The sequence below is a fragment of the Sphingopyxis sp. OPL5 genome, from assembly GCF_003797775.2.
Taxonomy (GTDB): Bacteria; Pseudomonadota; Alphaproteobacteria; order Sphingomonadales; family Sphingomonadaceae; genus Sphingopyxis.
The window spans coordinates 139400-161171 of sequence record NZ_CP060725.1 but is presented as its reverse complement, the minus strand read 5'-3'; the positions used below and the strand labels follow the sequence as shown (position 1 = coordinate 161171).

Annotated in this window: 25 protein-coding genes, 1 tRNA gene and 1 other RNA gene; 13 read left to right on the top strand and 14 right to left on the bottom strand. The window is 64.3% G+C overall.

Annotated features, from left to right (window positions below):
- Positions 1-110: 110 nt before the first annotated feature.
- The 6 genes from EEB18_RS00765 to rpsD form a co-directional block, all read right to left on the bottom strand.
- Positions 111-776: an FABP family protein gene (locus EEB18_RS00765; protein WP_262408053.1), complete on the bottom strand. Its 666-nt coding sequence runs from the start codon at positions 774-776 to the stop codon at positions 111-113.
- Between the two features lie 28 nt (positions 777-804).
- On the bottom strand, positions 805-1656 hold the full coding sequence (gene aguB, locus EEB18_RS00760) for an N-carbamoylputrescine amidase (RefSeq protein ID WP_187142178.1): 852 nt from the start codon (positions 1654-1656) through the stop codon (positions 805-807).
- 58 nt (positions 1657-1714) lie between these two features.
- On the bottom strand, positions 1715-2698 hold the full coding sequence (locus EEB18_RS00755; protein WP_187142191.1) for an agmatine deiminase family protein: 984 nt from the start codon (positions 2696-2698) through the stop codon (positions 1715-1717).
- 136 nt (positions 2699-2834) lie between these two features.
- On the bottom strand, positions 2835-4523 hold the full coding sequence (locus EEB18_RS00750) for a M28 family metallopeptidase (RefSeq protein WP_187142177.1): 1689 nt from the start codon (positions 4521-4523) through the stop codon (positions 2835-2837).
- 368 nt (positions 4524-4891) lie between these two features.
- On the bottom strand, positions 4892-5863 hold the full coding sequence (locus EEB18_RS00745; RefSeq protein ID WP_187142095.1) for a DUF3800 domain-containing protein: 972 nt from the start codon (positions 5861-5863) through the stop codon (positions 4892-4894).
- Positions 5864-6537: 674 nt separating this feature from the next.
- Positions 6538-7149, bottom strand: coding sequence for a 30S ribosomal protein S4 (gene rpsD, locus EEB18_RS00740; RefSeq protein WP_056350649.1), 612 nt, complete (start codon positions 7147-7149; stop codon positions 6538-6540).
- 212 nt (positions 7150-7361) lie between these two features.
- On the opposite strand from rpsD, the gene EEB18_RS00735 reads away from it, so the two are divergent.
- Positions 7362-7679, top strand: coding sequence for a chorismate mutase (locus EEB18_RS00735; protein ID WP_187142094.1), 318 nt, complete (start codon positions 7362-7364; stop codon positions 7677-7679).
- A 10-nt stretch (positions 7680-7689) separates the two neighbouring features.
- Here the strand turns inward: EEB18_RS00735 and EEB18_RS00730 are convergent, their stop codons facing one another.
- The 7 genes from EEB18_RS00730 to rpiB form a co-directional block, all read right to left on the bottom strand.
- Entirely contained in the window at positions 7690-7932 is a 243-nt protein-coding gene (locus EEB18_RS00730) for a hypothetical protein (RefSeq protein WP_187142093.1), read from the bottom strand.
- A 191-nt stretch (positions 7933-8123) separates the two neighbouring features.
- Positions 8124-8387, bottom strand: a complete 264-nt coding sequence (locus EEB18_RS00725) for a hypothetical protein (protein WP_187142092.1) — start codon at positions 8385-8387, stop codon at positions 8124-8126.
- Positions 8388-8420: 33 nt separating this feature from the next.
- Positions 8421-9068, bottom strand: coding sequence for a TrmH family RNA methyltransferase (locus EEB18_RS00720; RefSeq protein ID WP_235535800.1), 648 nt, complete (start codon positions 9066-9068; stop codon positions 8421-8423).
- An 89-nt stretch (positions 9069-9157) separates the two neighbouring features.
- The gene (nrdR, locus tag EEB18_RS00715; RefSeq protein WP_056350659.1) at positions 9158-9622 is read right to left on the bottom strand and encodes a transcriptional regulator NrdR; all 465 of its coding nucleotides are present in this window, start codon (positions 9620-9622) and stop codon (positions 9158-9160) included.
- A 3-nt stretch (positions 9623-9625) separates the two neighbouring features.
- The gene (locus tag EEB18_RS00710; RefSeq protein ID WP_056350661.1) at positions 9626-9844 is read right to left on the bottom strand and encodes a hypothetical protein; all 219 of its coding nucleotides are present in this window, start codon (positions 9842-9844) and stop codon (positions 9626-9628) included.
- Positions 9845-9848: 4 nt separating this feature from the next.
- Complete coding sequence (gene glyA, locus EEB18_RS00705) at positions 9849-11156, bottom strand: serine hydroxymethyltransferase (RefSeq protein ID WP_187142090.1); 1308 nt, start codon at positions 11154-11156, stop codon at positions 9849-9851.
- A complete protein-coding gene (gene rpiB / locus EEB18_RS00700) occupies positions 11153-11617 on the bottom strand; it encodes a ribose 5-phosphate isomerase B (RefSeq protein ID WP_187142089.1) in 465 nt (154 codons plus the stop codon). The genes glyA and rpiB overlap by 4 nt, the downstream gene beginning before the upstream one ends.
- Before the next feature lie 112 nt (positions 11618-11729).
- On the opposite strand from rpiB, the gene EEB18_RS00695 reads away from it, so the two are divergent.
- Together EEB18_RS00695 and EEB18_RS00690 are read left to right on the top strand one after the other, a co-directional pair.
- Complete coding sequence (locus EEB18_RS00695; RefSeq protein WP_187142088.1) at positions 11730-11921, top strand: hypothetical protein; 192 nt, start codon at positions 11730-11732, stop codon at positions 11919-11921.
- A complete protein-coding gene (locus tag EEB18_RS00690; protein WP_187142087.1) occupies positions 11918-12619 on the top strand; it encodes a DUF3667 domain-containing protein in 702 nt (233 codons plus the stop codon). Before EEB18_RS00695 ends, EEB18_RS00690 begins: the two co-directional genes overlap by 4 nt.
- 4 nt (positions 12620-12623) lie before the next feature.
- Here EEB18_RS00690 and EEB18_RS00685 read toward each other — a convergent pair whose 3' ends face one another.
- Positions 12624-13280 carry an alpha/beta hydrolase gene (locus EEB18_RS00685; protein WP_187142086.1) on the bottom strand — a complete coding sequence of 219 codons (657 nt, stop codon included), beginning with the start codon at positions 13278-13280 and terminating at the stop codon, positions 12624-12626.
- A 251-nt stretch (positions 13281-13531) separates the two neighbouring features.
- Between EEB18_RS00685 and EEB18_RS00680 the strand changes: the two genes are divergently transcribed.
- The 10 genes from EEB18_RS00680 (at position 13532) to EEB18_RS00635 (ending at position 21733) form a co-directional block, all read left to right on the top strand.
- Positions 13532-14623, top strand: a complete 1092-nt coding sequence (locus EEB18_RS00680) for a cysteine desulfurase family protein (protein WP_187142098.1) — start codon at positions 13532-13534, stop codon at positions 14621-14623.
- Positions 14620-14958: a 2Fe-2S iron-sulfur cluster-binding protein gene (locus EEB18_RS00675; RefSeq protein ID WP_187142085.1), complete on the top strand. Its 339-nt coding sequence runs from the start codon at positions 14620-14622 to the stop codon at positions 14956-14958. Before EEB18_RS00680 ends, EEB18_RS00675 begins: the two co-directional genes overlap by 4 nt.
- Positions 14959-15111: 153 nt before the next feature.
- Positions 15112-15209: signal recognition particle sRNA small type (gene ffs / locus EEB18_RS00670), an RNA gene on the top strand.
- A gap of 44 nt (positions 15210-15253) precedes the next feature.
- A complete protein-coding gene (locus EEB18_RS00665; RefSeq protein ID WP_187142084.1) occupies positions 15254-16966 on the top strand; it encodes a DNA polymerase III subunit gamma/tau in 1713 nt (570 codons plus the stop codon).
- The gene (locus EEB18_RS00660) at positions 16963-17298 is read left to right on the top strand and encodes a YbaB/EbfC family nucleoid-associated protein (protein ID WP_056350676.1); all 336 of its coding nucleotides are present in this window, start codon (positions 16963-16965) and stop codon (positions 17296-17298) included. The genes EEB18_RS00665 and EEB18_RS00660 overlap by 4 nt, the downstream gene beginning before the upstream one ends.
- 213 nt (positions 17299-17511) lie before the next feature.
- Positions 17512-19908: an endopeptidase La gene (gene lon / locus EEB18_RS00655; RefSeq protein ID WP_056352192.1), complete on the top strand. Its 2397-nt coding sequence runs from the start codon at positions 17512-17514 to the stop codon at positions 19906-19908.
- A 157-nt stretch (positions 19909-20065) separates the two neighbouring features.
- Complete coding sequence (locus tag EEB18_RS00650) at positions 20066-20338, top strand: HU family DNA-binding protein (RefSeq protein ID WP_037510426.1); 273 nt, start codon at positions 20066-20068, stop codon at positions 20336-20338.
- A gap of 175 nt (positions 20339-20513) precedes the next feature.
- Positions 20514-20588, top strand: a tRNA-Val gene (locus EEB18_RS00645).
- A gap of 75 nt (positions 20589-20663) precedes the next feature.
- Positions 20664-20972: a hypothetical protein gene (locus EEB18_RS00640; RefSeq protein ID WP_056350678.1), complete on the top strand. Its 309-nt coding sequence runs from the start codon at positions 20664-20666 to the stop codon at positions 20970-20972.
- A 95-nt stretch (positions 20973-21067) separates the two neighbouring features.
- Positions 21068-21733, top strand: coding sequence for a response regulator transcription factor (locus EEB18_RS00635; protein WP_056350680.1), 666 nt, complete (start codon positions 21068-21070; stop codon positions 21731-21733).
- Positions 21734-21772 lie beyond the last annotated feature (39 nt).

Genomic DNA, 21772 nt, shown 5'->3' with positions numbered 1-21772 from the left:
ATTGATAAATCGGCAGTGTGATTTGGTGCCGTTAAGGGTTCGAGTCCCTTTTGGGGTCATGGGGCGAGTCCACAGGGGCTCGCCCTTACTCGTTGGGCCTCTTTCGCTCGCTATTCTGTCTTCTCGACCGACGGCGCCAGCCCGCGCGCGATCTTCGCCCAGGGATTGAGGTCGGGTTCGCCGACCTTGGTCAGCCGGTTGCGGTCGCGATGCAGGAAGGGCTCGTCGCGACCCTTTACCAGCAGGGTCGTGTCGATGACATAGCTCCATGTCCCATCTTTATGGAACTCCACGGAAATCTCATAGGATTCGGTGGTGAAGGCCAGGTCGAGGAAAGTCGTCGAGCAAATGCCATATTCGGTTTGCCCGCGGGTCGCCTTGAGGACCAGCTTCGTCGCATCGGGCGCCGCATGCCCCGCCGCGATCGCGATCTGCCCGCGCGGGATCGCCAGCGTCTGCAGGATCAGCCCGGTCGCCGGTTCGTACAGCCAATAACCGACCTGGTCGTGAAAGCTGATATCCTCCTCGCGCGTGTTGACGTGGAGGTGATAGCGCAGGCCATAGAAAAGCTGCGGGCCGTTCGCTTGCGGGTCGATCGGCTGCATCTCGATCCGCTCATAATAGTCCCGTGTTTCAGGGCCATCGGCCTTGGGATTGATATCGACCCCGCGCTGGCCCTCCCAGATCCCGGCGAGCCGGCGCAGCGGGCCGAGATTGGCGAGGGTCTCGGGATCGACATCCGCGGGTTCGGTAAAAATATCGTCCGGTAATTCCACTGCTTGGCCCCCAAAACTAATATAGAAACTAGATATCCTCGACCAGCCGACCATAGAGATGTGGGCGACGATCGCGAAAGAACCCCATCCCCGCCCGATGCTTCGCCGCGCGGTCGAGGTCGATCGTCTCGACCAGCACGCCGGTTTCGGCGGCGCCAAATTCCTGCGTCAGATCGCCCCATTCGTCGCTGATGAAGCTGTGTCCATAGAAGTTCGCGTCGCCCTCGGTCCCGATACGGTTCGCGGCGATGACTGGCATGCAGTTCGACACCGCATGGCCCTGCATCGCGCGGCGCCACATGCGGCTGGTGTCGAGGTCGGCGTCATACGGCTCGCTGCCGATCGCGGTCGGATAGAAGAGCAGTTCCGCGCCCATCAGCGCCATCGCGCGCGCGCATTCGGGATACCATTGGTCCCAGCACACCCCGACGCCGATCCGCGCGCCAAAGACGTCCCACACCTTGAACCCCGTGTTGCCGGGGCGGAAATAATATTTCTCTTCATAGCCGGGACCGTCGGGGATGTGGCTCTTGCGATAGGTGCCCATGATCGCCCCATCGGGACCGATCATCGCGAGCGTGTTGTAGTAATGATGGCCGTCGCGCTCGAAAAAGCTCGTCGGGATCGCGACCTTCAGCTTTGCCGCCAGCGCCTGCATCGCAAGCACGCTCGGGTGCTCGGCGGTCGGCCGCGCGGTTGCGAACAGCGCTTCGTCCTCGATCTGGCAGAAATAGGGGCCCTCGAACAATTCGGGGGGCAGGATGACCTGCGCGCCCTTGGCCGCGGCTTCCTCGACCAGCGCGGTGACCGCATCGATATTGGGCTGCACGGGGCCGGGCAAGGCAAGCTGGAGCGCGGCGACGGTGAGGGAGCGGGTCATTCGGGGTTCCGTGATGGAGCTTAAATCGAGCCGAATATAAGCGGCTTCGCGCGCGATGCTAGGCCGGAAGCTGCTGGCTGGAGCAGTGGAAGCTGCCGCCGCCGGCGATGATACCGAGTGCCGGCACCCCGACCGCGCGGCGATCGGGGAAGAGCGCAGCCAGTGCCTCGACCGCTGCCGCATCGTTCGCGACGCCATAGGTCGGCACCACCACTGTGCTGTTGCCGATGTAGAAATTCATATAGCTCGCCGCCGCGATCTCGCCGTCCAATTCGACCCGGCCCGGCGAGGGGAGGTCGACGATCTCGATCCCGCCGAACGCCGCGGCGCGGGCGCGCGCGTCGGCGTAGATATGCGCGTTGGGATCGTCATCGCCCTCGGCGACTGGGATCGCCAGCCGCCCTTCGCCGACGAAGCGCGCGAGATTGTCGACATGCCCGTCGGTATGATCGCCGACCAGCCCGTTGCCGAGCCACAGCAGCCGCTCGATGCCGAGCGACTGGTGCAGGCGCACCGATATGTCTTCGCGGGTCAGCGACGGGTTGCGGTTGCGGTTGAGCAGGCATTCCTCGGTGGTCACACAAAGTCCGCTACCGTCGACGTCGATGCCGCCGCCTTCGAGCACCCAGTCGAGGTGCTGCGTCGGCAGGTCCGCGTGCGCGGCCAGGATCGCCCCGATCTCACGGTCGCCGGGCATCACGAACTTGTTGCCCCACCAGTTGAAGTCGAAATTGCGCGCCTCGCGCTGGGTGCCGGTGCCGACGATGATTGGGCCGGTGTCGCGCAGCCAGATATCGCCGAAGGGGGCGACGAACAACTGCACGCCTTCATCGACGAGCGCCTCGGCGATATCGGCATTGTCATGGTCGCGGACGAGAAGATGCACTTTTTCGCCGCGCCCGCCGTCATGGACGGCGTTGGCGAAAGCGGCGACATCGCGCCGCGCCGCGTCGATCTGCCCTGCCCATTCCTCGGCCATATGGGGAAAGCCGATCCAGACGGCGTCGTGGGGCGCCCATTCGGCGGGCATGCGCAATGTCATCGCGTGAAGGTCCTCTGCCTCGATGCCGATGGCATCGACCGTGTCATCCAGAACGCAGCAATCCAGAACGGCCTCTGCCATTCTGGATTGCCGGAACTTGAAGCCCCCCGCAACCGCGGAGGAGCGGTTGTCGTCGTTACTTGCCGGCGCGCGACTTGTCGCGGGCGGCGCGGAATTCGTCGCCCTCGACCCAATTCGGCCAGGCGTCGGTCATCGCGAGCATCCGCCCTGCGGCATAATAGAGGCGCAGGTCCGACATCATGCCGTCCCAGTTGGTGATCGCCTCATATTCGTCGCCCGGCGCGTGATAGCGGTTCTTTTCATAGTCTTCGGAGGCCTTCTTGCCCGCCTCGACCCCGCCGACGACCAGGTCGTCGCCGCTGCCGAAGTTGAACATCGGGACGCCGAGCTTGGCGAAGCTGAAATGGTCCGACCGGTAATAGAAACCCTTTTCGGGGGTCGGTTCGGCCTTGATCACGCGATTGCTCATCTTGGCGAGCTTTTCGACATAGGCGTCGAGTTCGGACTTGCCGCCACCGACGACGACGATGTCCTTCGTCGGGCCGACCGCGTTGAGCGCGTCCATATTCACCCCGCCGACGGTCTGGGCGAGCGGGAAGATCGGGTTTTCGGCGTAGAATTTCGAGCCGAGCAGGCCCGATTCCTCGGCCGTGACGGCGAGGAACACGATGCTCCGGTCGGGCGCGCCGGCGGTCTTGAACGCCTGCGCCAGCGTCACCAGGCCGGCGATGCCGCTCGCATTGTCGACGGCGCCGTTGCAGATGTCGTCGCCCGCGACCGGGGTACAGCGACCCAGATGGTCCCAATGGCCAGTGTAGAGCACATATTCGTCAGGTCGCTTGGCGCCCGGCAGCACGCCGATGACGTTGCGCGACATCTTCTTGGCGATCTGGTTGTCGAACGAGAAGTTCGCCTTCACGCCGGTCAGCGCGACGGACTTGAAGCCCTTGACCTTCGCCGCGTCGCGCAGCTTGTCGAAATCCTGGCCGGCGCTCGCAAAGAGTTCCTTGGCCTTGGCAAGCTGGATCCAGCCGTTGGCGACGGTCTGGCTGGCACCGCCGTCCTTGCTCTCGGCGAGATATTGGGTGCCGGTGTTGCTCGATTCGACAACGTTCCAGCCATAGGCGGCGGGTTCGGTATCGTGGACGATCAGCACCGCCGCGGCGCCCTGCCGCGCGGCTTCCTCATATTTATACGACCAGCGGCCATAATAGGTCATCGCGCGGCCGTTGAATTCGCCCTTGGCTTCCTTGGTCTGCCAGTCGGGATCGTTGACGAGGACGACGACGGTCTTCCCCTTCACATCGAGCCCGGCATAGTCGTTCCAACCCTTTTCGGGGGCGTTGATGCCGTAACCGACGAAGACGACATCGCTGTCCTTGATCGCGGTCTTGGGCGTCACGCGATAGCTGAACGCGACATAGTCTTTTGCATATTGCGCGGTCACCGGGGTCTTGCCGCCGGTGAAGGTGAGCGGCGTCGCGTTCTGCGCGGTGATCTCGACCAGCGGCACGTCCTGCGTCCATTGGCCGTTGTTGCCGGGCTTCAGGCCCGCTTCCTCATATTTCTTGATGATATAGGCGACGGTCTTTTCCTCGCCCGGCGTCCCCGGCGCGCGACCTTCATAGGCGTCGGACGACAATTCCTTGGTCACGTCCTGAAGCGTCTTCAGCGACAGTTCGGGGATCTGGACGTCGGGGATGGCGGTGGCGGCGGTATCGGTCGCCGTCTTGTCGCCGCCGCCGCACGCGGCAAGCGACAGAAGGGCCGCGAAGGCCGCGGCGGATCGGGGGGAACGCAGCATGGAATGTCCTTGAATGGTTTCGTTTGCGACGACCGGGCTTGTGCCAGCCGGGGCAGGGGGATGCAAGGGCGGGGGGGAATGCCCTATGTTACGCGGGTTTTGGGGCCTTGCCCGCGTTTTTGGATGCTGAATCAAATCAGCGGCCTTAAGAGGACTGCTTGGTAGGCGGTGCTCTATCGGCTTCTGACGCACTTGAAGAGGCAAAAAAGAATTCAGTTCAAGAGGCGATATGACGGAGAAAATAGACGAGTCGATCACTATCTTGGCTCCGCGCTTCCGTCCGGAACCGGGCACCGCCTATGCTGGTGTGGCATGCAAAAGCTGTGGATCGCCGATCATGATCGCCGACCTCAGCAGCGAGCCGTCCATCATTCCGCCGTCGTCTGTTCGATACACGAACTATCAGATCGTCTGTGCAGATGGGGAATGCCGACAAGTTCACAATTACGAACTAGCTGATATCGTGATGTTCCGCTGGCCGGGAGTGGCATCAACTCGACGGGTAGCCTCTTTGAAGGCTCCGTCATCTTGATGTAATTTTCGCACGTTGTCATTATGGCGACCGTCTGCCTCACATACTCTTCGACATGCGGCGCAAATCGGTTTGCGCCGAAAAACTTCTTGTGAATGGACTCGCGGAGCACGGTCAGCGCGGCGGCGTCGTATAACTGATCGCTGCGGCTCATTTCAGCCAGCAAAGCCCCAACCTCGCCGACTTTTGCCAAATCCTTATGCCCATCGGCATAAGCTCGCCGGATATGCCAAGCGAGCATATCTGCCGCTTGTAATCCCGGGGCCTGTTCGTCCGCGAGAAACGCTGGTTTCCTCTCAAAACGTGCGGCAAAATGCGCGTCGAGCGTCGGATGGTAGACGTCCCAATGCGCATTGAGCAGTGGCTCCTTGTCTATCTGCCTGTCAAAATAAAAGTCGATCGGGCCATCGTAATCGAGTGCGGTGGCCAATTTATCGGCTCGAGCAAGGATGCCGTCAAAAGAGAAAATATAAGGATCGTCGACGTCCCCGGAGATGCGTCCCTTGATGATTTCATTGAAGGCGTCGTGCAGTGTGACGACCGAAAGCCGACCCGTACAATGCGCCCGGATGATCCGCGCCAGACGCTCGCACTTGGCCTGCCGCTCCACCTGACCGATGCCGCGAAAATCGCCGTTACCGCGATACGCGTCCTTCATCTTGAAAACCGAGATGGCGGGAGGGGAATTAAGCTCGGCCATCCACGCCGCATCGAATGCGCGCCACGCAGCAGCGCTAGCGATGAGTCCGGCCATCACATAGACGGGTGGGTCGTTACGGCCGCTCTCATCGGCAAAAACGATCGCCAAACTGCCCTCCGCACGGGAACTTTCGATATGCCGCCTTGTGGCGAGCGAGGGCGCGAACCGCAAGCGGAGAACGGTGCCGCAGCCGTCGATCGGTCTCGGACGAAATAATGCTTTCCTAATATATCTCTCCATGCTTCAAACTGGCGGATGAAGCTCCTCCATTTCTCCGGTCCATCTTTTCCGTTCGCTCGGGTAACCGGCTCGCGCGAAGCGGCGCGTCGTCCGACAGCGCCGCCGCGTGATTGGGGTCCGACTTCCGCCCGAAAAGCGATATTCGCGAATGAAGTTGCGCAGTTTTGCGCCGGTTTCTCGCCGAGGCCATTGCGCGCGTTCGGCAAGGTCGTCGGCCGGGCGCGAGACGTTGGCCGACCTGCCCGCTTGTGCTGCCGGAAATGCGATTTCAGTGTGAAGTTAGGCCGTTTTCCACCATTTTTGGGGATCGCCTTCCCCGCGCGCTTTCGCCTTGAACCGAACGCTTGGGATCGCGTGCCTTTGCGCCGGGGGTATCGGCCGCGTCGGCGGGCTGGATACGGCCGGTATCGCTTCCAGTGTGAAGTTCGGCAATTTTCTGCGGCTTTCCGCGAGCAGCCCTCGCGCCGACACGCCGATGCGGCCAAGAAAAAGGGCGGCCCGTTGCCGGACCGCCCCTTTGTTTCCTGCGATGAACCGCCGGATCAGCGCGAATAGAATTCGACGACCAGATTCGGTTCCATCTTCACCGGATAAGGCACTTCGTCGAGCGTGGGCACGCGGACGTAGGTCGCCTTGGTGCCGTCGATGGCGAGATATTCGGGCAGGTCGCGCTCGGGCAGGCTCTGCGCTTCGGCGACCAGCGCCATTTCCTGCGCCTTCTTGCCGAGGGTGATTTCGTCACCCGGCTTCACGAGGCGGCTCGCGATGTTGCACTTCACGCCGTTCACATAGACGTGGCCGTGGCTGACGAGCTGGCGCGCCGAGAAGATCGTCGGGGTGAACTTCGAGCGATAGACGACCGCGTCGAGGCGGCGCTCGAGCAGGCCGATCAGGTTCTGGCCGGTATCACCCTTCATGCGCGACGCTTCGAAATAGTTCTTCTTGAACTGCTTTTCGGTGATGTCACCGTAATAGCCCTTGAGCTTCTGCTTCGCGCGGAGCTGGATGCCGAAATCGGACACCTTGCCCTTGCGGCGCTGACCGTGCTGGCCGGGGCCATATTCGCGGCGGTTGACCGGGCTCTTCGGACGACCCCAGATGTTTTCGCCCATCCGGCGGTCGAGTTTATACTTGGCGCTCTGGCGCTTCGACATATGTCGTCTCCAATATGCTGTGTGCCGAAGGATTTCGGCGGTTCCCGGGTCGCACCATATGGGCAGATGCCATATGCGACCGCCGCTTCACCGGGGTGCGGGGTCCATTGCGAAGGCGCGCGGTTAGACGGGGCAGTAGGGAAAGTCAAGCGTTGGGGCAGCCTCGGACGCCCGGGTCGACAGCGCGAAAAAAGCCGCTAAAGCCTCCGCGCATGACCGCTGCCAAATCTCCCGAACATTGCGAAACGATGATCGACGTCCGTGCCGGGGTCGATGAGGTCGACCGGGCGCTGGTGACGCTGCTCGTTCGCCGCTTCGGCTATATGGACGCGGCGGCGCGCATCAAGCCCGACCGCAATGTCGTTCGCGACGAGGCGCGCAAGGCGCAGGTGCTCGACAATGTCGCGCGCGAAGCCGAAGCCGCCGGGCTGGAACCCGACCGCCTGCGCGCGGTATGGGACGAACTGGTCGAGCAGTCTATCGCGTATGAAATGGTCCGTTGGGACCGGATTCGTACCGATCCGGCCTGACCCGCCGCGATCAGTTGGTGCTGTTGCCCGCGGGCTTTTCCGGAACCGTGTTGGCGGCGTCGATCGCGGCCTTCGGCGCCTGCACGGTGCGGCAGACCTTCTTGGGTACGCTGCTGCCGGTCGATTCGATCCGTTCGCAGACCTTCTTGGGTTTGGCCGGCTTGGCGGCCTGTCCGCCTGCGGGGCGTTCGGCGGCATCCGGGCCGGTCGTCCCGGCGGCGGCCAAAGCGAGAGAGAGAAACAACGTCATCATGGATAGTCAACTCCTGGTGAATATGGCCGACCGACCTCTCCATATGCCGGCCAATTCCCCGAGCCGATTTCTATGGTCGATACATGCTTGAGCGAAGGGCCGGCTGTCCAGCCAAAGTTGAGCGCACCACCGAGCGACAGCCCCCGCGACGCGCGGGTGGTTTCGTCGTTACCTGCGGTCGTGCGTGGTGTTCAGTTGACGGCGCCGTTGCCGGTATTGGTCTTATAGCCCTGGTCGACCAGGTCGAGCGACTGGGCGCCATCGCGCGCTATATTGTCCCACTGTTCCTGGGTCTTGCAGACGCGGCGGCCGATCGAGCTGCCGGTCATCTTGGTGGCCTTGCAGATCTTTTTCGGCTTTTCGGGCTTCGCGGGCTGGGCGGTCGTCGCTCCGTCGGCGGGCGGGGTTTCGGCGGCCGCGGCGGCGAGGGCAAGCGACAGGATGAGGGTCATCATGGGAAAGTAACTCCTGAAACGATTTGGCGCTCCTTAACGGTTTTTCGGCGTTCGGCCAAGAGCCGTTATGATGCCGTGCATCATCCTGATATCATTGTACGACCAGCCCGTCTTGGTGAGCGTGGTGCGTAATGTTCGGAGCGTCGCCGCGCGACGGTTTTCGGGAAAGAAATAGCCTGCTGCGTCGAGATCGCGCACGAAATGCTGGATCAGTTCTTCATATTCGGCATGCTCGGCGGTCGGCGCGAGTTCCGCGACGGGCGGCTGCGCCAGATCCTGACCCTTCGACCATTCATAGGCGAGCAGGATCACCGCCTGTGCCAGGTTGAGCGATCCGAATTCGGGATTGATCGGCACGGTGACGATGCTGTGCGCCAGCGCGACATCGTCGGTCTCCAGCCCCGACCGCTCGGCGCCGAAAACGAAGGCCGAGCGTCCGGCCGTCGCATGAACCTGCCGCGCCGCGGCTTCGGGGGTCAGCACGGGTTTGATCACGCCGCGCTTGCGGACGGTGGTCGCATAGATGTGCGTGCAGTCGGCGGTCGCCTCGGCGAGGCTGGCGAACACCTGCGCCTCGGCGAGCACGATGTCGGCGCCCGACGCGGCGGGGCCGGCGTCGGGGTTGGGCCAGCCGTCGCGCGGGGTCACCAGCCGCAACTCGGTCAGCCCGAAGTTGAGCATCGCGCGCGCCGCCTTGCCGATATTCTCGCCAAGCTGCGGGCGGACGAGGACGATGACGGGAGGCGGGGCGTCGGGGGCGGTTTGCTTGTTCACCCCTTGTGCGCCGCCTCGTTGATCGTCGAGGCGAATTCTTCGAAATCCTTCGCCTCGGTGAATTCGCGATAGACGCTGGCGAAGCGGATATAGGCGACGCTGTCGAAGCCCTTGAGCGCTTCCATCACCATGCCGCCGATCTGCGATGCCTTGACCTCGTTGTCGCCAGAAGTTTCGAGCTGGCGCTGGATGCCCGACACCAGCCGCTCGATGCGCGCGGCGTCGATTGGGCGCTTGCGGCAGGCGATCTGGACGCTGCGCATCAATTTCTCGCGGTCGAACGGCTCGCGGCCGCCGTCGGCCTTGAGCACCGCGACTTCGCGCAGCTGGATACGCTCGAAGGTGGTGAAGCGCGCGCCGCAATCCTCGCATTGCCGCCGCCGCCGGATCGCCGCGCCATCCTCGGTCGGACGGCTGTCCTTCACCTGGCTGTCTTCATGGCCGCAATAAGGACAACGCATCGGTCAGCGTTTCACCCGGCTGTAAAGCGCGATCGCGGCGCCCGCGAACAGGCCGACCGGCCAGCTGATGACGGGCAGCACGATCCCCGCGACGGCGCCGATCGCGCCGCCGGTCAGCACGGGCTTCGTCGAAGGATGCTGCATCCCCTGCTTGCCCATCGCCTTGACCTCTTCGATCGCGACTTCGACCAGCGTCGGTTCTTCGGGATTGGGACGGGCCATGGGTTCAGCCTTCGTAGATCGGGAAGCGTTCGCACAAAGCGCGGACGCGCTTGCGGACATCGGCCTCGACATCGGCGTCGCCATGCTCGCCCTTGTCGCGCAGCGCTTCGAGCACGTCGGCGACCATGTCGCCAATGTCCTCGAACTCGGCGATGCCGAAACCGCGCGTCGTGCCCGCGGGGGAGCCGACGCGGATGCCGCTGGTCTTGACCGGGGGCAGCGGGTCGAAGGGCACGCCATTCTTGTTACAGGTGATCGCCGAGCGCTCGAGCGCCTCGTCGGCGTCGCGGCCGGTGATGCCGAGCGGGCGCAGGTCGATCAACGCCAGATGCGTGTCGGTGCCGCCCGCCACGACATCGGCGCCGCGCGCCTTCAGCCGGTTCGCGAGCGCCTGTGCGTTGGCGATCGTCGCCTTCGCATAATCCTTGAACTCGGGGCGCAGCGCCTCGCCGAACGCCACCGCCTTGGCGGCGATGACGTGCATCAGCGGGCCGCCCTGCAGCCCCGGGAAGACCGCCGAATTGATGCGCTTGGCGATCGCTTCGTCGTTGGTCAGGATCATCCCGCCGCGCGGGCCGCGCAGCGTCTTGTGCGTCGTCGTCGTGACGACATGCGCATGCTCCATCGGAGAGGGGTGGGCGCCGCCGGCGACGAGGCCCGCGAAATGCGCCATGTCGACCATCAGCAGCGCGCCGACGTCATCGGCGATGGCGCGGAAGCGCGCGAAGTCGAGCGTGCGCGGATAGGCCGAGCCGCCCGCGATGATGAGGGCGGGGCGATGTTCCTTCGCCAGCGCCTCGACCTGGTCGAAGTCGACGAGATGGTCGTCGGGGCGCACGCCGTACTGCACCGCGTTGAACCATTTGCCCGACATGGCGGGCGGCGCGCCGTGGGTCAGGTGGCCGCCGGCGTCGAGGCTCATGCCGAGGATCGTCGCGCCGGGCTTGGTCAGCGCCAGCATCACCGCGCCATTCGCCTGCGCGCCCGAGTGCGGCTGGACGTTGGCGAAATTGCAGTCGAACAATTTCTTGGCGCGGTCGATCGCCAGCGTCTCGACCTCGTCCGACGGCGCGCAGCCCTGATAATAGCGGCGGCCCGGATAGCCCTCGGCATATTTGTTGGTGAACACCGACCCCTGCGCTTCGAGTACCGCCTTGGAGACGATGTTTTCCGAGGCGATCAGCTCGATCTGATAGCGTTCGCGCTCCATCTCATGTTTCATCGCCGCTGCGACCGCAGGGTCGACCGTGTCGACGCCGTCGGTGAAATATCCGGCCGATTTGATGGGCTTGGCGAGCGTGTCTGTGGTCATCGGCTGGTCTCCAGTTGGGCCAAATTGAAGGGAGGCTTGGAAAGCTTGTCGACGCGGCGCGCGTGGCGGTCGCCGGCGAAATCGGTAGTCAGGAACGCGTCGAGACACGCCTTCGCCATGTCGATACCGGTCAGCCGTGCACCCATCGCGATGACGTTCGCGTCATTGTGCTGGCGCGACAGGCTGGCCGACAGCGGTTCGCTGACCAGCGCGCAGCGGCACGCCGGGTTGCGGTTGACCGAGATCGAGATGCCGATGCCCGAACCGCAGAGCGCGACGCCCTTTTCGACGCGACCGCTCGCGACCGCTTCCGCGAGAGCGTAGCCATAATCGGGATAATCGACGCTGTCGGGGCCGTTGGTGCCCAGGTCCTCGACCTCGTGGCCCTGCTCGCGCAGCCAGTCCGCAAGCTGGGCTTTCAGCTCATAAGCGGCGTGATCGGAGGCAATGGCGATGCGCATGATGCGGCTCCCGCAAGGCTGGAGGGAATCGATGAGCGGCCTTTAGGCGAAGGCGCTGCATATGGCCATAAGCGAGGTGGCAAATTTGTGACGCAGCCGATAAAGCCTCGCCATGTCCGACACGATCATGTCCGTGCTGATGCTCACCGGGGCCGTTTTGACGGGGGGCGCCATCTATATTTTCCGCAAGGGCGATCGGCGCCGTGCGCTGCTGATGCTCGTCGCGGCGCTCGTGATGTTCGCCAATGTCGCGGTCTGGCTGGTGCCGGTCAAGGACACCCCCGCGAGCACCGCCACCGAATGAGCGACGACTGCGTCCACCGCGGCGATGGGCGCTTTTGTCCCGACTGCGGCAAGGATTTGCGCCCCGAACCGATCAACCGCCACACGGTCGTGAACGAGCTCGTCGAAAATTGGTGGGAAAAGGGCGTTTTGCACACGCTGATCGGGCTGTTTCGCCGGCCGGGCGTGTTGATCCGCCGTTATATCGAGAGCGACCGCGATATCCTCGTCAAGGCGGTGCCCTATATCGCGGTGGCGCTCACCCTGAACATCGCCCTGCGCGCGCGTTTCCTGCCGGGGAGCACCAAGACCGATCTCTCGGTGATCGAGATGCTGCAGAACGAACCGCTGATCATGCCGCTGTTATCGGCCTTGATTTCCGCGCTCGTGCTCCATTTCATCTTTTATCGCGGCGCGTCCGCCGGACTGTTCGGCACGATGGTGATGCGGCTCTACGTCTTGGCGCAGGCAACCCTGCTGGTCGTGGCCGCCGACCTGACGATGCAATTGTTCCTCGCCGACCGCAGCATCGGGCGCAATCTGGTGCGTCTCACATTCGGCCTCGGTTTCACGATCTTTGCCGTGCGCCAATTTTACGCCGGCGAAGGACGCGGCGGGTGGATTCGCGCGATCGCCGCCGTCATCTGCGGCGAACTCGCGCTGATCCTGCTCGTCTATATGCCCGCCGCGATGATCGAGCAGGCAGGCCTGCTCGATTGACGCCTCAGCGGATTGGCGAATCGGGGGCGAGCCGCATATCCAGATAGTTGTCGAGCGACTTCATCAACTGGTCGAGCTCATGCTCGAAAAAATGGTTGGCGCGCGGAATCTCGTCGTGATGGATGGTGATGCCCTTTTGCGTGCGCAGCTTGTCGACCAGCTTCTGCACCGCTGACGGCGGCACGATCTCGTCCTGGCCGCCCGCGACGATGATGCCCGAGGAGGGGCAGGGGGCGAGGAAGCTGAAGTCGTACATGTTCGCCGGCGGCGCGACCGACAGGAAACCGCGGATTTCGGGGCGGCGCATCAGCAATTGCATGCCGATCCACGCGCCGAAGCTGAAGCCGGCGATCCAGGTCGTCTGCGCCTCGGGATGGATCGACTGGACCCAGTCGAGCGCCGACGCCGCATCGCTCAACTCGCCGATGCCATTGTCGAACGTCCCCTGGCTGCGGCCGACGCCGCGGAAGTTGAAGCGCAGCACCGCGAAACCGCGTGCGACGAAGCTCTTGTACATTGCTTGGGTGATGCGGTCGTTCATCGTGCCGCCGCCCTGCGGATGCGGATGCAGGATCAGCGCGACCGGCGCGCGGGCACGCGGCGGGGGCGAGAAACGGCCTTCGATACGGCCTTCGGGGCCGGGGAAAATCACGTCGGGCATGGGCGCACCTCTTATGTTTTGGGCTCGGAGCCGAATCGCCGGAGCGGCGGGGTGGCGGAGCGAAGGCGCGGCCTATATAGAAATTGGGTGGCAAGTTGCAACTTTTGCGAATTACTCGCAATAAGTGGTGATTTGGCGCCTCCCATTTTTCCGTTTGTGTCGAGCGAAGTCGAGACACGCGAAGGCGTGCGCGACCTCAAGGTGTCTCGACTTCGCTCGACACAAACGGGATTAGAGGGCAGATGCGCCCGATGATCTACCTCGACTATCAAGCGACCACCCCGCTCGCTCCCGAGGCGCGCGAGGCGATGCTGCATTGGCTGGCGGGCCCCGGTGACGGCGATGGTTTCGCCAATCCGTCGAGCACGCACAAGGGCGGTCGCGCCGCCGCCGCCGCAGTCGAGGTCGCGCGCGATCAGGTCGCGGCGCTGCTCCCCAAGGGCGGGCGCGTCTTCTTCACCTCGGGCGCGACCGAGGCGCTCAACTGGGCGCTGCTGCGCGGCGCGGAGGTTATGCCCGGCGGCGTGGCGGGGCTGAGCATCGAACATGCCGCGTCGCTGCAATGCCTCGAACGGTTGAACGCCGCGATCCTGCCGGTCGATGGCGAGGGTGTCGCGCTGGCGCCCGACGCCGCGTTGATTCCCGAAAACGGCATCGTCGCGGCGATGCTGGTGAACAACGAAGTCGGCACCATCCAGCCGGTCGGTGATTTCGCTGCCGCCGCCCATGCGAAGAACAGCCTGCTGCTCTGCGACGCGGTGCAGGGACTTGGCCGCGTCGCCATCCCTGAGGGGCCCGACCTGATCGCGATTTCGGCGCACAAGATCCATGGCCCCAAGGGCATCGGTGCGCTGTGGGTCAAGGACGGAGTCGACCTGCCGCCGCTGATGTTCGGCGGCGCGCAGGAACAGGGCATGCGCTCGGGCACCGTCTCGCCCGCGCTCTGCGCCGGTTTTGGCGCCGCGGCGGCGCTTGCGGCCGAGCGGTTCGATGCAGACGCAGCGCATATCGAACACCTCTGGTCGATCGCGCGCGACATGCTCCCCGAATGGGCGATCAACGGGTCGGTGGCGCATCGCTACCACGGTAATCTCAATGTCCGCCGCGAGGGCGTCAACGGTCTTCGCCTGATGTCCGACGCGCGCAACATCGCCTTTTCGCTCGGCAGCGCGTGCGGCAGCGGGTCGGGCAAGGTCAGCCATGTGCTGCGCGCGATGGGCGTGAGCGAAGCCGCCGCGCGCGCTTCGATCCGTCTCGGCTGGGGCCGCTACACGACCGAGGCTGAGTTGCGCGACGGACTCGACGCGATCAAACAGGCCGCACGACTGCAGGGGGGCAATTGATGCGCGTCACCTTCATCCACGCCGACGGCAAGGGACGGACCGAGGTCGAGGCCGCGCCGGGTTCGATCCTGCTCGACGTCGCGCAAGCGCATCTGATGCCGCTCGAAGGGACTTGCGAGGGTCAGATGGCCTGCTCGACCTGCCATGTCATCGTCGCCAAAGAAGATTTCGACCGTTTGCCCGAAGCGACGGAGATGGAAGAGGATATGCTCGACCTCGCCGCCGGCGCGCGGCGCACCAGCCGCCTTGCGTGCCAGATTGTGCTGACCGAAGCGATGGACGGGCTGACCGTCCATATTCCGTCCGAAAGCCGCAACATGCAGGGGCCGCGCTAACCGCAAATCGACCGTCATCCCGGCGAAGGCCGGGATCTCGACCTCTCTTCCCGACGCAACGCTGAGATCCCAGCCTTCGCCGGGATGACGATGTGAGAAAGGGGTGAAGGGTCGACGCAACTTGCATTTCTCCGCTGTCCCCGCCATATGCGCGCCGGGAGTCGGGCGGACGTGGTCTTCGCCAACCCGGTCAGGTCCGGAAGGAAGCAGCCGCAACGAATTCGCCGCGGGTCGTTCCGGCTCCCACCCATTTCCCCCTTCGACAAGCGCGCCGACCGTCCCTAATACGGATCGCATGAGCGATTCCGCCGACGACGAACCACCGATGCTGGGCATGGATTTGCCGACCACCGCGGCGCCCGCTTCGAGCGGCCCCTACCGCGTCCTCGCGCGCAAATATCGCCCGCAAACCTTTGCCGAACTGATCGGTCAGGACGCGATGGTGCGCACGCTCGGCAATGCGATCGCGCGCGACCGGCTGGCGCACGCCTTCCTGATGACCGGGGTGCGCGGGGTCGGCAAGACCTCGACCGCGCGGCTGATCGCCAAGGCGCTGAACTGCATCGGCCCGGACGGGCAGGGCGGGCCGACGATCGACCCCTGCGGCATCTGCGAACCATGCCGCGCGATCACCGAGGGGCGCCATATCGACGTGATCGAGATGGACGCCGCGTCGAACACCGGCGTCGACGACGTGCGCGAGATCATCGAGGCGGTGCGCTACGCCGCGGTGTCGGCGCGCTACAAGATCTACATCATCGACGAAGTGCACATGCTGTCGCGCAACGCGTTCAACGCGCTGCTGAAAACGCTCGAAGAACCGCCGCCACACGTCAAATTCCTGTTCGCGACGACCGAAGTCAACAAGGTGCCGGTGACGGTGCTGTCGCGCTGCCAGCGCTTCGACCTCCGCCGCATCACCCCCGACATGCTGTTCAGCCATTTCAGCTCGATCCTCCAGAAAGAAGGCGTCGAGGCCGAAGCGCCCGCGATCTGGCTGATCGCCAACGCCGCTGAAGGCTCGGTGCGCGACGGTCTGTCGATCCTCGACCAGGCGATCGCGCACGCCGATCTGGATGGGGGCGGGATGATCGGCGCGGCGCAGGTGCGGGTCATGCTCGGCCTGTCGGACCGCTCGTCGATCGCGAATTTGATGGCGACGATCCTCGAGGGCGATGCCGGCGGGGCGATCGACCTGGCGCGCGGCCAATATGCGCTGGGCATCGAACCCGTCGCGATGGTGCGCGGGCTGATGGACCTGACCCACGCGATCACGCTGGCCAAGGTGTCGCGCCATGACGATCCCGCGCTCGCCGAGGCTGACCGCGAACGGATCGGCGACTGGGCGCAGAAACTTGGCTTCGCGCCGCTCAACCGGCTGTGGCAATTGCTGCTCAAGGGCCATGACGAGGTGCTGCGCGCCAACAATCCGCTCGAGCATCTGGAAATGCTGCTGCTGCGGGTGATCTATGCTGCCGCGATGCCCGATCCGGGCGAGCTCGCGAAGCTGCTCGAAACCGGCCATTTCCCCGCGACGCCGCTGCCCGCGCTCGCCGCGCCGGCGCAGGATGCGACCGCGCAGGCGCCCGAACCGGTCGCCGCTGAAACCGTGCCGCCCGCCGAGACACCCGCTTCGGCGCTCACCGTGGCGCAAATCCACCAATTGCTCGAAAGCACCGGCAATCATCGCCTCGCGGTCGACGTGCACGATCATCTGCGGATCATCACCCTCGAACCCGGCGCGATCGTCTTTGTCCCCGTCGCAGCGCTCGACGGCGGCTTCGCGCGCGACCTTGGCGACGCCTTGCTTTCGGCCACCGGCAGCCGCTGGCAGGTGCGGACCGGCGAGGGCGAGGGGCGGCCGAGCCTGGGGCAGGTGCGCGCCGCGACGCTCGCCGACAACGACCAGCGCATCCGCGAACTGCCCGTCGTCAAGGCCGCATTGGCGGCTTTTCCCGACGCGAGGCTTGTCGAGGGCGACGAGACGCGGCATAGGTCCGCTCCATGAAATCGATGGAAGAAATGCTCAAGGCGGCGCAGCAAGCCGCCGAAACCGTACAGGCGCAGATGGCGGAGGCGCAGGCGAAGCTCGACAGCGTCGAGGTCGAAGGCATCTCGGGTGGCGGACTCGTCCGCATCACCGCGAGCGCCAAGGGCCGTATCAAGGCGATCTCGATCGACGACAGCCTGATGGTTCCTTCGGACAAACAGATGCTCGAAGACCTGCTCGCCGCCGCGTTCAACGACGCGCGCGAAAAGGCCGATCAGGCGAGCAATGCCGAAATGGGCAAGATGACGAGCGGCCTGCAACTGCCGCCGGGCTTCAAACTGCCGTTTTGATCTCTCGTCGCCCCCGCGAAGGCGGGGGCCGCTATCGTTTTGCGCAGCGAGGCTGGCCGGGCTGCCAACGGCCCCCGCCTTCGCGGGGGCGACGGCAAAACCTCCCGTTCAGCGCAGCGACATTGAATGCGCGGCAAGTTACGCCATATTAGCGGTTGAAGACCCTATAAGAAGGACGGCGTGCCGGTCGCGGGCGCTTGTCCAGGAGCCATGATGAGCCAGACTTTCCCCCTGTTGCCGCTGCGCGACATTGTTGTTTTCCCGCATATGATCGTGCCACTGTTCGTCGGCCGCGATCGCTCGGTCGCCGCGCTCGAAGTCGCGATGGAAGCCGATAAGGAAATTTTCCTCGTCGCCCAGCTCGATCCGGGCGAGGATGATCCGCAGCGCGACGACCTCTATGACGTCGGCGTCATCGCCACCGTGCTCCAGCTGCTGAAGCTGCCCGACGGCACCGTCCGCGTGCTCGTCGAGGGCAAGGAGCGCGCCAAGCTCGTCGCGCTCGAGAATGACGACAAGGCGGTGGTCGCGCGCGTGACGCCGATCGCCGATGCCGAGGACGACAGCGTCGATACGGCGGCGCTGATGCGCTCGGTCGTCGACCAGTTCGAAAATTACGCCAAGCTCAACAAGAAGATGCCCGCCGAAACCGCGGTCCAGCTGTCGCAGATCGAGGACGCCTCGCGCCTTGCCGACTCGGTCGCGGGCAATCTCAACATCAAGGTTTCCGACAAGCAGGCGCTGCTCGTCGAGGGCCAGCCCGCCAAGCGCCTCGAAATGGTCTTCGCCTTCATGGAGGGCGAACTCGGCGTGCTGCAGGTCGAAAAGAAGATCCGCGGCCGCGTCAAGCGCCAGATGGAAAAGAGCCAGCGCGAATATTATCTCAACGAGCAGTTGAAGGCGATCCAGCGCGAACTCGGCAACGACAATGGCGAGGGCGGGGACGACCTCGCCGAACTGGCGGCCAAGATCGAGGGCATGAAAATGTCCAAGGAAGCCAAGGCCAAGGCGCAGGCCGAAATGAAGAAGCTGCGCGGCATGGCGCCGATGTCGGCCGAGGCGACCGTCGTGCGCAACTACCTCGATACGCTGATCGGTCTGCCCTGGGGCAAGAAGTCGAAGCTGAAAAAGGATATCGCGGCTGCGCAGGCGGTGCTCGACAACGACCATTATGCGCTCGAAAAGGTCAAGGACCGGATCGTCGAATATCTGGCGGTCCAGGCGCGCACCAACAAGCTGAAGGGGCCGATCCTCTGCCTCGTCGGCCCGCCGGGCGTCGGCAAGACCAGCCTCGGTAAGAGCATCGCGAAAGCGACCGGGCGTGAATTCATCCGCCAGTCGCTCGGCGGCGTGCGCGACGAGGCCGAAATCCGCGGCCACCGCCGCACCTATATCGGCTCGCTGCCGGGCAAGATCGTGACGAACCTCAAAAAGGCCGGCACGATGAACCCGCTGTTCCTGCTCGACGAGATCGACAAGCTGGGCCAGGATTTCCGCGGCGATCCGGCTTCGGCGCTGCTCGAAGTGCTCGACCCCGAACAGAATGGCAAGTTCCAGGACCATTATCTGGAGATCGACGTCGACCTGAGCGACATCATGTTCGTGACGACGGCGAACTCGCTCAACCTGCCGCAGGCGCTGCTCGACCGCATGGAGATCATCCGGCTCGAAGGCTATACCGAGGACGAGAAGGTTGAGATCGCCAAGCTCCACCTGATCGCCAAGCAGATCGAGGCGCATGGCCTGAAGGCCGGCGAGTTCGAGCTGACCGACGAAGGCCTGCGCGACCTCATTCGCTATTACACCCGCGAAGCGGGCGTCCGCACCCTCGAACGCGAGATCGCCAAGCTCGCGCGCAAGGCGCTGCGCCGCATCCTCGAAGGCAAGATGGAGAGCGTCGTCGTGACGCCCGACAATCTCGCCGATTATTCGGGCGTGCGGAAATACAAGCATGGCATGGGCGACCTCGAGGACCAGATCGGCGCCGTCACCGGCCTCGCCTGGACCGAGGTCGGCGGCGAATTGCTGACGATCGAGGCGGTCACCGTGACCGGCAAGGGGCAGGTCCGCACCACCGGCAAGCTCGGCGAAGTTATGACCGAATCGGTGCAGGCGGCGCTGTCGTTCGTGAAGGCGCGCGCGCCGAGCTATGGCATCAAGCCGAGCCTGTTCGCGCGCAAGGACATCCACATCCATCTGCCCGAAGGCGCGGTGCCGAAGGATGGTCCGTCGGCGGGCGTCGGCATGGTCACCGCGATGGTCTCGACGCTGACCGGCATCGCGGTGCGCCGCGACGTCGCGATGACCGGCGAAGTCACGCTGCGCGGCCGCGTGCTGGCGATCGGCGGGCTCAAGGAAAAGCTGCTCGCGGCGCTTCGCGGCGGCATCACGACGGTGCTGATTCCCGAGGAAAATGAGAAGGATCTGGTCGAGATTCCCGCCAACATTACCGGCGGACTCAACATCATACCCGTCAGTCATGTCGACCAGGTGCTTGCCGAAGCGTTGGTCAGCCCGGTCGAACCGATCGAATGGACCGAGGCCGACGAACTGGCGACATCGCCCCCCGTCGCCACGGCAACCGACCCGGAGACAGCGATTCGCCATTGACCGCGGTTGAGCGCGACCGCTTTTCGTCGCAAAAACGTCATTTTGACGCGTTTTTGCCCCTTTTTTGCTTTGACAACGGGGGGGCAAAGCGCGTTAGTGACGCGCCATGGCACCGCCATGAATCATTCAACCAACAAATCACAGGGGTTCCTTAGGCATGAACAAACAAGACCTGATCGCCGCCGTCGCTGACTCGAGCGGCCTGACCAAGGGTGACGCGAGCAAGGCGGTCGAAGCTGTTTTCGACGCGATCACGGGTTCGCTGAAGAAGGGTGGCGAAGTCCGCCTCGTCGGTTTCGGCACGTTCGCCGTCAGCAAGCGCAAGGCCTCGACCGGCCGCAACCCGCGCACCGGCGAAACGATGACCATCGCGGCATCGAACCAGCCGAAGTTCAAGGCCGGCAAGGCCCTCAAGGATGCCGTCAACTGATCGGCAGCACCTTTTGCTGAAAACATTTCGGGTCGCGGCGAAAGCTGCGGCCCGTTTTGCATCGGCTCCGTTCTGCATCGGGCAGGCCAATGCTGTCGAAAGCCCGTTGCATTCACCGCCGCAGCGGCTATGGACGTCCGGCTTTCGGACGCGGCATCGCCGCTTCGGTCCGGAAGGGCGCGTAGCTCAGTGGTAGAGCACACCCTTCACACGGGTGGGGTCGCAAGTTCAATCCTTGCCGCGCCCACCATGACCCCGGAGGCGGACTCCTTGCTGACCGGGTCATTCATCGCCTATTCAATGCGTTCGCATTAGGAATCCGGCCATGTTCCGCACTCTCACATTTTCGCTGGCCTCGGCCGTCCTGCTTGCTTCCGCGGCGCCCGCCGTCGCGCGCGGCGATCGCGACCAGGATCAACTGCGCGACGCTGCGGCGCAGGGACAGGTGGTGCCGCTGGGCAAGCTGATCGCCGACGTCCGTTCGCGGCCGCCCTATCGCGACATGACCTATCTCGGCGGCCCGCAGTTCGACCAGCAGCGCATGATATATGCGCTCAAATTCATGGACGGCAGCCAGGTGGTCGTCGTCTATGTCGATGCCCGCACCGGCCGGATCGTCGGCCGCAAGCCCTGAAATCTTCCCGAACGACATTTGCGATGACCGCCGCGAGTGGTACACAGCAGCAAAGCGGCCGGGGATAACCGGCTCGCGCTAGGAAAGGCGTTTGAATGCGGATTTTGATTGTCGAAGACGAACCCACGCTCGGCCCGCAGTTGAAGGCGACGCTGGAGGGTGCGGGCTATGCCGTCGACCTCGCCACCGACGGCGAGGACGGCCATTTCCTCGGCTCGACCGAAAGCTATGACGCCGCGATCCTCGACCTTGGCTTGCCCGAAATCGACGGGCTCACCGTGCTCGACCGCTGGCGCAAGGAAAAGCGCAATTTTCCCGTGCTCGTGCTGACCGCGCGCGACAGCTGGTCGGACAAGGTCGCGGGCCTCGACGCCGGCGCCGACGATTATCTCGCCAAGCCGTTCCAGACCGAGGAACTGATCGCCCGCCTGCGCGCGTTGATCCGCCGCGCGGCCGGCAACGCGTCGAGCGAGCTGATCGCGGGCAAGGTGCGGCTCGATACGCGTTCGGGCCGCGTGACGCTCGACGGCGAGCCGGTCAAGCTGACCGCGCAGGAGTATAAGCTGCTGTCGTACCTGCTCCATCACAAGGGCAAGGTCGTGTCGCGCACCGAGTTGATCGAACATATCTATGATCAGGATTTCGATCGCGATTCGAACACGATCGAAGTGTTCGTGACGCGCATCCGCAAAAAGCTCGGCGCCGACATCATCACGACGATCCGCGGCCTGGGTTACCAGCTCGACGATCCGCAGGGCTAAGCCGTGGCCGAGGCCGATGTTCCGGCCATCGTAGCCGAC

Excerpts from the sequence above, each read along its gene's own strand:
- EEB18_RS00640 (WP_056350678.1), top strand. The coding sequence starts at position 20,664 with ATGTTCCGCACTCTCACATTTTCGCTGGCCTCGGCCGTCCTGCTTGCT.
- EEB18_RS00680 (WP_187142098.1), top strand. The coding sequence starts at position 13,532 with ATGATCTACCTCGACTATCAAGCGACCACCCCGCTCGCTCCCGAGGCG.
- lon (WP_056352192.1), top strand. The coding sequence starts at position 17,512 with ATGAGCCAGACTTTCCCCCTGTTGCCGCTGCGCGACATTGTTGTTTTC.
- aguB (WP_187142178.1), bottom strand. The coding sequence starts at position 1,656 with ATGACCCGCTCCCTCACCGTCGCCGCGCTCCAGCTTGCCTTGCCCGGC.
- EEB18_RS00660 (WP_056350676.1), top strand. The coding sequence starts at position 16,963 with ATGAAATCGATGGAAGAAATGCTCAAGGCGGCGCAGCAAGCCGCCGAA.
- EEB18_RS00730 (WP_187142093.1), bottom strand. The coding sequence starts at position 7,932 with ATGATGACGTTGTTTCTCTCTCTCGCTTTGGCCGCCGCCGGGACGACC.
- glyA (WP_187142090.1), bottom strand. The coding sequence starts at position 11,156 with ATGACCACAGACACGCTCGCCAAGCCCATCAAATCGGCCGGATATTTC.
- EEB18_RS00650 (WP_037510426.1), top strand. The coding sequence starts at position 20,066 with ATGAACAAACAAGACCTGATCGCCGCCGTCGCTGACTCGAGCGGCCTG.
- EEB18_RS00725 (WP_187142092.1), bottom strand. The coding sequence starts at position 8,387 with ATGATGACCCTCATCCTGTCGCTTGCCCTCGCCGCCGCGGCCGCCGAA.
- EEB18_RS00710 (WP_056350661.1), bottom strand. The coding sequence starts at position 9,844 with ATGGCCCGTCCCAATCCCGAAGAACCGACGCTGGTCGAAGTCGCGATC.
- EEB18_RS00665 (WP_187142084.1), top strand. The coding sequence starts at position 15,254 with ATGAGCGATTCCGCCGACGACGAACCACCGATGCTGGGCATGGATTTG.
- EEB18_RS00750 (WP_187142177.1), bottom strand. The coding sequence starts at position 4,523 with ATGCTGCGTTCCCCCCGATCCGCCGCGGCCTTCGCGGCCCTTCTGTCG.
- rpiB (WP_187142089.1), bottom strand. The coding sequence starts at position 11,617 with ATGCGCATCGCCATTGCCTCCGATCACGCCGCTTATGAGCTGAAAGCC.
- EEB18_RS00690 (WP_187142087.1), top strand. The coding sequence starts at position 11,918 with ATGAGCGACGACTGCGTCCACCGCGGCGATGGGCGCTTTTGTCCCGAC.
- EEB18_RS00635 (WP_056350680.1), top strand. The coding sequence starts at position 21,068 with ATGCGGATTTTGATTGTCGAAGACGAACCCACGCTCGGCCCGCAGTTG.
- EEB18_RS00735 (WP_187142094.1), top strand. The coding sequence starts at position 7,362 with ATGACCGCTGCCAAATCTCCCGAACATTGCGAAACGATGATCGACGTC.
- EEB18_RS00720 (WP_235535800.1), bottom strand. The coding sequence starts at position 9,068 with ATGCTCAACTTCGGGCTGACCGAGTTGCGGCTGGTGACCCCGCGCGAC.
- EEB18_RS00695 (WP_187142088.1), top strand. The coding sequence starts at position 11,730 with ATGTCCGACACGATCATGTCCGTGCTGATGCTCACCGGGGCCGTTTTG.
- rpsD (WP_056350649.1), bottom strand. The coding sequence starts at position 7,149 with ATGTCGAAGCGCCAGAGCGCCAAGTATAAACTCGACCGCCGGATGGGC.
- EEB18_RS00755 (WP_187142191.1), bottom strand. The coding sequence starts at position 2,698 with ATGACATTGCGCATGCCCGCCGAATGGGCGCCCCACGACGCCGTCTGG.
- EEB18_RS00685 (WP_187142086.1), bottom strand. The coding sequence starts at position 13,280 with ATGCCCGACGTGATTTTCCCCGGCCCCGAAGGCCGTATCGAAGGCCGT.
- nrdR (WP_056350659.1), bottom strand. The coding sequence starts at position 9,622 with ATGCGTTGTCCTTATTGCGGCCATGAAGACAGCCAGGTGAAGGACAGC.